Source organism: Variovorax pasteuri, assembly GCF_051216435.1.
Lineage (GTDB): Bacteria > Pseudomonadota > Gammaproteobacteria > Burkholderiales > Burkholderiaceae_C > Variovorax.
The window spans coordinates 1,339,633-1,347,775 of record NZ_JBPJZS010000002.1; the positions used below are offsets into that span (position 1 = coordinate 1,339,633).

Genomic DNA, 8,143 nt, shown 5'->3' on the forward strand with positions numbered 1-8,143 from the left:
GCATGGAAGATAGCGAGCTGCTGCGCTACTCGCGCCACATCCTTCTCGAGGAATTCGGCATCGACGGGCAAGAGCGCGTCAGTGCCGGACGGGTTCTTGTCATCGGTGCCGGCGGGCTCGGCTCGCCGGTGGCCCTGTACCTCGCGGCAGCGGGTGTCGGCCACATCACGCTGGTCGACGACGACGAGGTCGACCTCACCAATCTCCAGCGCCAGGTCGCCCATACGCAGGCGCGGGTCGGTCTCGCCAAGGTCGAATCCGCAGCGCAGGCCATGCGCGACATCAACCCTGGCATTTCCATCGAGACCCACGCCGAGCGCGCCGACGCGCCGTTGCTCGCGCGCCTGGTCGCCGAGGCCGATGTGGTGGTGGATTGCTGCGACAACTTCGTCACCCGCCAAGCCGTCAACCGCGCTTGCGTGAATCATTCCAAACCGTTGGTGGCGGGCGCGGCGATCCGTTTCGACGGGCAACTGAGTGTCTACGACACCCGTGACGCCGCCTCGCCCTGCTATGCCTGCCTGTTCCCACCGGATGCTGCGTTCGAGGAGACGCGCTGCGCGGTCCTGGGGGTGTTCGGCCCGGTGGTCGGCACCATCGGCACGCTGCAAGCCAGCGAGGCGCTCAAGCTGCTTGCCGGCATCGGCCCATCGCTGGCAGGCAAGCTGCTGATGTTCGACGGTCGCAGCACCTCGTTCGATACCTTGCGCGTGGCCCGCGACCCGCAATGCGGGGTCTGTGCACACCGCCCTGCGCCGAGCGCAGCCCCCACCCTGCAAGGCGCTTAGGAAGGCTGGCGCGCGCCCTTGGCGCGGGCGGCACCGTTGGCGGCCGCGCCGGGCGCCGGCTTGTTGGCATCCGCCAGCACACCCTTGCAATCGGAATCCTGGCCCGGGCCTGTCTCGATGGTCGCGGCCAGGGCCAACAACGGATTGATGGCGCCCAGTGCCAGTGCGGCCAGTCCGCGCTCCGCGAGAGGGGCCACCTGCAGGCCGCCCTTCGGGGCGCCGAAGCTCCCGCTCACCACCAGCGGCGTGCGGATCGACAGGATGCTCTTGCTCTTGGGTTCGGGGCGAATCACGAAGTCCAGCCCCTCGGTCGCGAGGTTGGCCTGGCCGGTGGCCGTGAAGACGGCGTTGGTGGTGTCGACCACGAGCGTGCGGCCCGTCATCAGCCCCTTGTTGACGTCGAAAGCCATCGCCGCGCAGCGCAATTCGACATTGCGGTCGCCCCGCAGCAGGAACTTGATGATGTCGCCACCCACCAGCGTAGCGAACACAGGCAGGAGGTTGCCAAACTGGCCGCTGCCCGAGAGCACCGCCACGTCGCCCGACACGCCGCCCAACCAGTTGGCCACGGTGCTGCCCGAGCCCGACAGGTTGATGCGCCCGTCGAGCCGCCCCACGCTGTTGCCTGTGGTCTCGAGCTTGGGAAACAGGCGGGCCAGTTGCATGGCCTTGATGTCGAGCGATGCGCGGATGTCCGCGGGGTTCTTCGAGGCGTCGATGCGGATCGCGCCGCCCAGCTTGCCGCCGGCCACGCCCAGATCGAGCGGATCCAGCGTGAGCACGCCCTTGTCGAGCTTGACCTGCACGCTGCCGCGGTCGAGCGGGATATCGCGCACGTTCTGGATCTTGTCGGCCGTGTACTTGACGTCGGCGTTCATGGCGCGCAGGCGTTCGAAGTCGAGCGGTGCCGTGGGCAGCACCTTCCCGCCAGACCGCTTGACCTGCGTCACGGTCGGCGGCGGGGCCACGCCTTCTACCGTGTTGGCAGTACGCGCCGTCGGCGGCAGGCCGATCAGCGGACCGAGGTCGTCCATGTCCATCACGCGCGAACGCAGATCGCCGGCAAGATGCGGCAACTGCCCGGCCTGGTCGAATTTCATGTCGCCCGCGATGTCTGACAGGCCCAGCTTGCCCTTGAGACCGGTAGCCTCCCAAATCTGGCCGCGCTTGCCCAGCTTTCCGCTCAGCGCATAGGGCGAGGTCTGCGGCAGCGCGATGCCGAGCAACGGGAACAGCGCGCCCAATGTCTGTCCCTTGATCTCGAACTTGGCATCGATGCCGTCCAACCCGGACAACGCGGCCACGCTGCCCGCGGCCTTCAATTGGGTCTGGCCGGCGGCAGCGTTGATCTCGACAGGGAACGGCGGCGCTCCTGCGGCATCGATCTGCATCACGTTGCCGGCGCGCCCGTTGGCGGTCAGGGGCTGGCCCTTGTAGCGGCCCTTGATGCGATAGGCCAGGGGCATCTCGCCAAGGGCCGAGTCGTAGCTCAGGTCCGCATGCAGGTCGACGCCCAGGTGCTTGGCAAGGAAGTCGATCGAGCCGGTGTCCACCTGGATCAGGCCGATGCTGGGTACGCTGCCTGCATCCGAGGTGTCCTTGCCGAACGCCCAGGTACGGCGGCCATCGGCCTCCATTTGCAGGCCCACTGCCGGAGCGAACAGCGCGAGGCGCGGAATCACGATCTTGCTGGTGATGAGCGGCCAGAGGCGAATGTCGAATTCGGCGCGGTCCGCCTTCACCAGGTAGGGGTCGCGCGCCCAGGATGGATTGGCGAACTCGATGCCGTCGAACTTGACGGTGGCCTGCCGCCAGCCGAGGCCTACGTCGAGCCGCCGCGTGATCTCGAACTTGCGCCCGGTCTTTTCGCTGACGTACCGGTTGAGCGGCTCACGCAGCACGTCCCAGGGAAAAAACGCAAGCACCAGCACCAACGCCGCGAACAGGAGCACGACGCAGCCGAGCAGCTTCAGCCAGAGCGGCCGGGTTCGCAGGATATTCGTTGCCATGACGTCCTTGTTACCTCATCGATCGAGCCGCCCGGGTCGGCAAGGGACCGCACAGACCGTGGGGCATCGCCTACGAGCGAGGCATCGCTGTGGCGCGGGTGAAAGCGTCGGAACCCGCCTACAACGCCCGCCCCCCGCAGCTTGCATGATGCGCGACGGAATGGCTGCAATCTCAGCATGCAGGCTTTCCCCCATCAGCGGGTGCTGCAAAAGCACCTGCCAACGTGAGAGGAAGCGCGGTTCGGCATGGATTCCAGATTGCAGATATACGTCGTTGAAGACAACCTCACGATCCGTGAAAACCTCATTGGCACTCTGGAAGAGCTCACCCTCAGCACGGTCGTCGGTTTTGCCGAGACCGAGGACGGCGTGCGCGCGTGGCTCGGTGCGCACGAGGACGGGTGGGACCTCGTCATCGTCGACCTCTTTCTCAAGCAGGGCAGCGGGTTGGGCGTCCTCCAGGCATGCGAGGGCCGCAAGCCCGCCCAGAAGGTGGTTGTGCTCAGCAACTATGCGACGCCCGACATCCGGCGGCGCTGCGCCGAGTTCGGCGTCGATGCGGTGTTCGACAAGTCGAACGAAATCGACGCGCTGGTGGACTTCTGCCTTGTCCAGGCCGAGGCCTTGCGGAAGGCCAAGGCGCGCTGAAGAAGAAGAGGCCGCATCGGGCCTCTTCTTTTCCGTCGCGCAAATCTCAGTCGATCAGCTTGTTCTTCAGCGCGTAGTACGTCAGGTCGCTGTTGGAGGAAAGGTTCATCTTCTCCATCAGGCGCGTGCGGTAAGTGCTCACGGTCTTCACCGACAACGACAGCGTCTTGGCGATGTCGCCGGCAGTTTCGCCCTTGGCCAGCTTCAGGAACACCTGGAATTCGCGTTCCGACAGTTGCTCGTGCGGCGCGGCGTCGTCCTTGCGGTCGAGCTGGCGGGCCAGCAGTTCGGCCACGGCGGGCGTGATGTAGCGGCGGCCCAGCGAAATGGTGCGAATGGCGTTCACGATTTCGATCGGATCGCATTCCTTGTTCAGGTAGCCGCTTGCGCCCTGGCGGATCAGGTTCATCGCGTAGTGCTCTTCCGGATAACCGCTCAGGATCAGGATGCCTACGTCCGGCGCCTTGGCGCGGATCATGGCCAGGGCGTCGATTCCACTTTGCCCGGGCATCGAAAGGTCCATGACCAGTACGTCCAGCTCCGTGGTGCGCACCAGTTCGATGGCTTCGCGCCCGCTGGCAGCTTCACCCGCCACACGCAGGTCCACGTGCTCGGAGAAGAACTGCCGGAGGCCAGACCGCACGATGGCGTGGTCGTCCACAATTCCAATTTTGATCATCTGTTACTTTCGTCGTTGTGTTGCGGACATGCGGGTCGCAACATTCCGGGTCCCTGATTGTTGTCAATTATTCACGAACTTGCGTAGTACGCAGCCCTGAAAGTTTCATGCACTGGTTAGCCCCTCCAAAAATGGCCGTCAGCCTGCTGCTTGCAGCACTCGCTGCGCTGGCCCTCGTCGGGATCAACGAGGCCGGCTACCGGCAATCCAGCCGCGCCCTCTACAACATCGAAGAGGCGCAGCAGGTGCGCGGCACGCTCAACCAGATTCTGCAGAGCATGCTGGACGCCGAAACAGGGAGCCGAGGCTACTTGCTCACAGGCGAGGCCAGTTACCGGCAGCCCTACGACACGGCGGTCAAGCAGGTCGACGGCCAGTTGGCTGCCCTGCGCCGGATGTATGCCGGCCGGCCGGCCGAGCTCAATCAGTTGACCGAGCTGTCCAAGCACGTACTGCGCAAGGTGGCCGAAATGGACATGAGTGTGCGGCTGCGTCAGGACGGCAAGGAAGACGCATGGAAGTTCGTCATCACGACGGACGTCGGCCGCGAGGAAATGGACGCCATCCGCGCGACCGCGGGCGAACTGGTGAAGATCAGCAACGACACCCTGCACGAAAGCCAGGCGCAAGTGCTGCGCTCTCTGCAGCTCGCCCGCATCGGTACCGCCATCGTCGCGCTGGCCGCATTGATCGCCTTTTTCCTGTACCTGCGCCAGACCCATGCGCTGCGCTCGATCGGCGAGCGCCAGCAGGAGGCCCTGCAGCGCGAACGCAATGCGCTGGAAGACGAGGTGCGCGAGCGCACGGCGTCGCTGGCAGAACTGGCAACCCACCTGCAGGACGTGCGTGAGACCGAGCGCGGCTACCTCGCACGCGAACTGCACGACGAGTTGGGCTCACTGCTCACCGCCGCCAAGCTGGACGTGGCGCGCCTCAAGTCGCGGCTCGCCGACGCGCCCGATGCCATCCAGCGGCTGCAGCATTTGACCGAGCTGCTCAACAGCGGGATTGCGCTCAAGCGCCGCATCATCGAAGACTTGCGGCCCTCCTCGCTGTCGAATCTCGGTCTGGTGGCCTCGCTGGAAATCCTGGGACGCGAATTTGCCGAACGTTCGGGCCTGCAGATCGAAATGGCACTGGAGCCTGCGGCCATGGACGAATCGCGCCAGCTCACCATCTACCGAATGGTGCAAGAGAGCCTGACCAACATCGGCAAGTACGCCCAGGCCAGCGAAGCCACCATCGTGATGAAGAACTATGAGAGCCACGTGATCGTGGAGGTGGCAGACAACGGCAAGGGCTTCGACACCCAACGCATGCGGCCGTCGACGCATGGCCTGGCGGGCATGCGGCATCGGGTGGAAGCCGCGCGCGGCAAGCTTACGGTGTCCTCCACGCCCGGCAAGGGCACGCACCTGAGCGCGATGCTGCCCATCGTCAAACCTGCGTCAAGCGGCTGACGGTTGGAGGAAGGCCGGAACTCCTTCACGCCCCAGTGCAGGGTCACTCGGCCATCTCCTACGCACCCCGCGCCCGACCGCTGACAGGTCCGGGACGCTACCCCACTTAAGGTTGCTCCTGTGCTCTTCGAATCCCTCCACAGGGGTCCCGAATACGCCATTTCTCAAGACGACGAGGCCAACCTCCAAGGAGTTCCGCATGTTGCATTACACAGTGGTGTTTTTGGTCATAGCACTGATCGCCGCAGTGCTCGGCTTCAGCGGCATTGCAGCTGGCGCGGTGGGGATCGCAAAGATTCTTTTCGTGATCTTCGCCGTCCTGGCGATTGCCAGCTTCCTTGCCGGCTTGCTACGACGCAAGTAGCGTCGTTACGATCTACAGGCTCCCGCATTTCATTTCCCCGGAAAGGACTTTCACATGAACACGACCAAGACCGCCTCGCAACTCGCCGATGACGCGCGCCAGACCGCCAACGAAGCGGTGGAATCCACTCGTGCCTACGCACAGAACGCAGTGAATGCGGCCGGCGAAAAGGTCCGAGACCTGCGCCGCGATGCAGAGCCGGCCGTTGAACAACTGGCTGCGCGCGTGCAGCAAGCCGTTCAACGTGGCCTCGATGCTGCTTCCACCACGAGTGCACGCGCCCAGCGCCGCCTCGAACAGGCCGCAGACGTGACAGGTCGCTACATCTCCGACCAGCCGGTTCGCTCGGTGCTGATTGCTGCAGCCGCAGGTGCAGCAATCACTGCGCTGATCGTGCTCGCCAGCCGCCGCAGCCGGGACGACTATTGATCCGCTGAGTTCCCGTCGCTTCACCGACCTCTGGCACCATGCTTCATCCGATTTTTTCCACGGTGCTCGGGCATCCGGAACTCGTCGCTGATCACCTCGCCAACTACGCCGCCCTCGTTCGCCAGGAAACTGCGCAAGCGGGCCGCGGCCTTGTCACCCGCATCGTCGCCGGCGTGCTGGCGGCCGCCAGCGCTATGTTGGCACTCGGCCTCATCGGCGTGGCGGTGCTGCTTGGCGTGCTCCACGGCAGCTTTCACTGGGTCTTGATCGCCGTACCGGGCGTGGCCGTGGTGATTGCGGCCCTCTGCGCCTGGTACGCCACTCGGCCCAGCGCGAGCCACGGTTTCGACGACCTGCGTTCGCAACTCGATGCTGATCTGCAGGCATTGCATGAAGCGGGAACTCGACATGGCCGCCGTTGAACGTGCGCCTCTGACACCGCAGCAACGCTTGTCACTGTCACGCCGTGCGCTGGTTCGCCAACTCAATGGGGTCTCTGAGCCTCATGAAGACCAGCACTACCGGCCAACCCAGGCGGCCGAAAACGAACTCGAATATGCGCACCCTGAAGCTGCTGCTGTGCTGCCGCCACTTGGCGAGCACAGCGGGCGGCCTGCCGGGCTCTCCGGCAACGTGTGGTTCTCCATGGGCCGTAGTGTGGTGCAGCGCTGGTGGCAGCGGCACCCTGCGCAAGCGGTCGGCCAGTTGGCGCGCCCGTTGCTGGAAGGTTACGCACGCAAGCAGCCAGCCAAGCTCATGGCAATTGCCGCCGCCGCAGGGGCGGTTGTGGTGCTCGTCAAGCCGTGGCGTCTGTTGTCGGTCACGGCCGTGCTGGCAGCGGTACTGAAAACATCCGACGTGGCTGACGTTGTCAACACGTTGATGCAGAAGAACTCAAGCCCCCCACGAAAGGACCCTTCATGAAAACCGACGTTTCCTCTTCAGCCAAGGCCTCAGAACACAAGCACCTGGTGCTCGATCAGAGTGGTCTGGATGCCGCACGCAACAGCCTGGACGACGGTGCGGTGACGCCCAGCTACGGGCCGTGGCGTGACGATGTTGTCAAGCTGCTGAACGATGCATTGGCGACCGAGCTCGTCTGCGTGCTGCGCTACAAGCGTCATTACTTCACCGCCAATGGCGTGGAATCCCCAGCCATTGCGGACGAGTTCCTCGTGCACGCCAACGAAGAGTCCGGCCATGCCGACCGCATTGCGGAACGAATTGTGCAACTCGGCGGTGAACCAGACTTTGCTCCCTCGCACCTGCTGGAACGAAGCCATGCCGCGTACGACGAGTCAACCGACCTGCAAGCCATGGTGCGCGCCAATCTGATTGCCGAGCGTATTGCAGTGGAGTCGTATCGACAGATGATCGCGCTGATCGGGGACAAGGACCCAACTACACGCCGCATGCTCGAGGACATCCTTGCCGACGAGGAAGAGCATGCCGACGAATTGAAGGATTGGCTTGGTCACTGAGCATCGAGCAGCGCCTGGCGGCCTGATTTTCAGCAGCTTTAAATAGCAAAAAGCCCGATGGATTCATCGGGCTTTTTTACGTCTGCGTGGTTCTGCTCGTTCGGGCATTCGTATTGGCGAATGCTGTTGCGCAAAGGCTGCTGCGCAAAGCAAAAAACCCCAGTCAAAGCTGACTGGGGTTTTCTGGGCTGTAAGAGCCTGACGATGACCTACTTTCACACGGGAACCCGCACTATCATCGGCGCTGAGTCGTTTCACTGTCCTGTTCGGGATGGGAAGGAGTGG

10 protein-coding genes and 1 rRNA gene are annotated in these 8,143 nt (G+C 64.1%); 8 read left to right on the forward strand and 3 right to left on the reverse strand.

All coding sequences use genetic code 11. The features are described 5' to 3' along the window. Positions 1-2: 2 nt before the first annotated feature. On the forward strand, positions 3-788 hold the full coding sequence (locus tag ACSFBM_RS13420; protein WP_435484767.1) for a HesA/MoeB/ThiF family protein: 786 nt from the start codon (positions 3-5) through the stop codon (positions 786-788). On the opposite strand, the gene ACSFBM_RS13425 is transcribed toward ACSFBM_RS13420, so the two are convergent. Beyond that, the gene (locus ACSFBM_RS13425) at positions 785-2,797 is read right to left on the reverse strand and encodes an AsmA family protein (protein WP_435484768.1); all 2,013 of its coding nucleotides are present in this window, start codon (positions 2,795-2,797) and stop codon (positions 785-787) included. The genes ACSFBM_RS13420 and ACSFBM_RS13425 overlap by 4 nt on opposite strands. 246 nt (positions 2,798-3,043) lie before the next feature. Here ACSFBM_RS13425 and ACSFBM_RS13430 point away from each other — a divergent pair, with 246 nt between their 5' ends. Next, positions 3,044-3,445: a response regulator gene (locus tag ACSFBM_RS13430; protein WP_435484769.1), complete on the forward strand. Its 402-nt coding sequence runs from the start codon at positions 3,044-3,046 to the stop codon at positions 3,443-3,445. Positions 3,446-3,491: 46 nt separating this feature from the next. Here ACSFBM_RS13430 and ACSFBM_RS13435 read toward each other — a convergent pair whose 3' ends face one another. Then, the gene (locus ACSFBM_RS13435; protein WP_007837167.1) at positions 3,492-4,124 is read right to left on the reverse strand and encodes a response regulator; all 633 of its coding nucleotides are present in this window, start codon (positions 4,122-4,124) and stop codon (positions 3,492-3,494) included. 107 nt (positions 4,125-4,231) lie between these two features. Here ACSFBM_RS13435 and ACSFBM_RS13440 point away from each other — a divergent pair, with 107 nt between their 5' ends. The 6 genes from ACSFBM_RS13440 (at position 4,232) to ACSFBM_RS13465 (ending at position 7,858) form a co-directional block, all read left to right on the forward strand. Further along, positions 4,232-5,584: a CHASE3 domain-containing protein gene (locus ACSFBM_RS13440; RefSeq protein WP_435484770.1), complete on the forward strand. Its 1,353-nt coding sequence runs from the start codon at positions 4,232-4,234 to the stop codon at positions 5,582-5,584. A gap of 199 nt (positions 5,585-5,783) precedes the next feature. Continuing rightward, on the forward strand, positions 5,784-5,948 hold the full coding sequence (locus ACSFBM_RS13445) for a DUF1328 domain-containing protein (protein WP_435436051.1): 165 nt from the start codon (positions 5,784-5,786) through the stop codon (positions 5,946-5,948). A gap of 54 nt (positions 5,949-6,002) precedes the next feature. Then, positions 6,003-6,377: a hypothetical protein gene (locus ACSFBM_RS13450; protein ID WP_371086375.1), complete on the forward strand. Its 375-nt coding sequence runs from the start codon at positions 6,003-6,005 to the stop codon at positions 6,375-6,377. 38 nt (positions 6,378-6,415) lie between these two features. Then, on the forward strand, positions 6,416-6,799 hold the full coding sequence (locus ACSFBM_RS13455; RefSeq protein WP_435484771.1) for a phage holin family protein: 384 nt from the start codon (positions 6,416-6,418) through the stop codon (positions 6,797-6,799). Further along, positions 6,768-7,301 carry a hypothetical protein gene (locus tag ACSFBM_RS13460; RefSeq protein ID WP_435484772.1) on the forward strand — a complete coding sequence of 178 codons (534 nt, stop codon included), beginning with the start codon at positions 6,768-6,770 and terminating at the stop codon, positions 7,299-7,301. Before ACSFBM_RS13455 ends, ACSFBM_RS13460 begins: the two co-directional genes overlap by 32 nt. After that, entirely contained in the window at positions 7,298-7,858 is a 561-nt protein-coding gene (locus tag ACSFBM_RS13465) for a ferritin-like domain-containing protein (protein ID WP_435484773.1), read from the forward strand. Before ACSFBM_RS13460 ends, ACSFBM_RS13465 begins: the two co-directional genes overlap by 4 nt. 196 nt (positions 7,859-8,054) lie before the next feature. Here the strand turns inward: ACSFBM_RS13465 and rrf are convergent. Continuing rightward, a 5S ribosomal RNA gene (gene rrf, locus ACSFBM_RS13470) occupies positions 8,055-8,143 on the reverse strand; the annotation flags it as partial.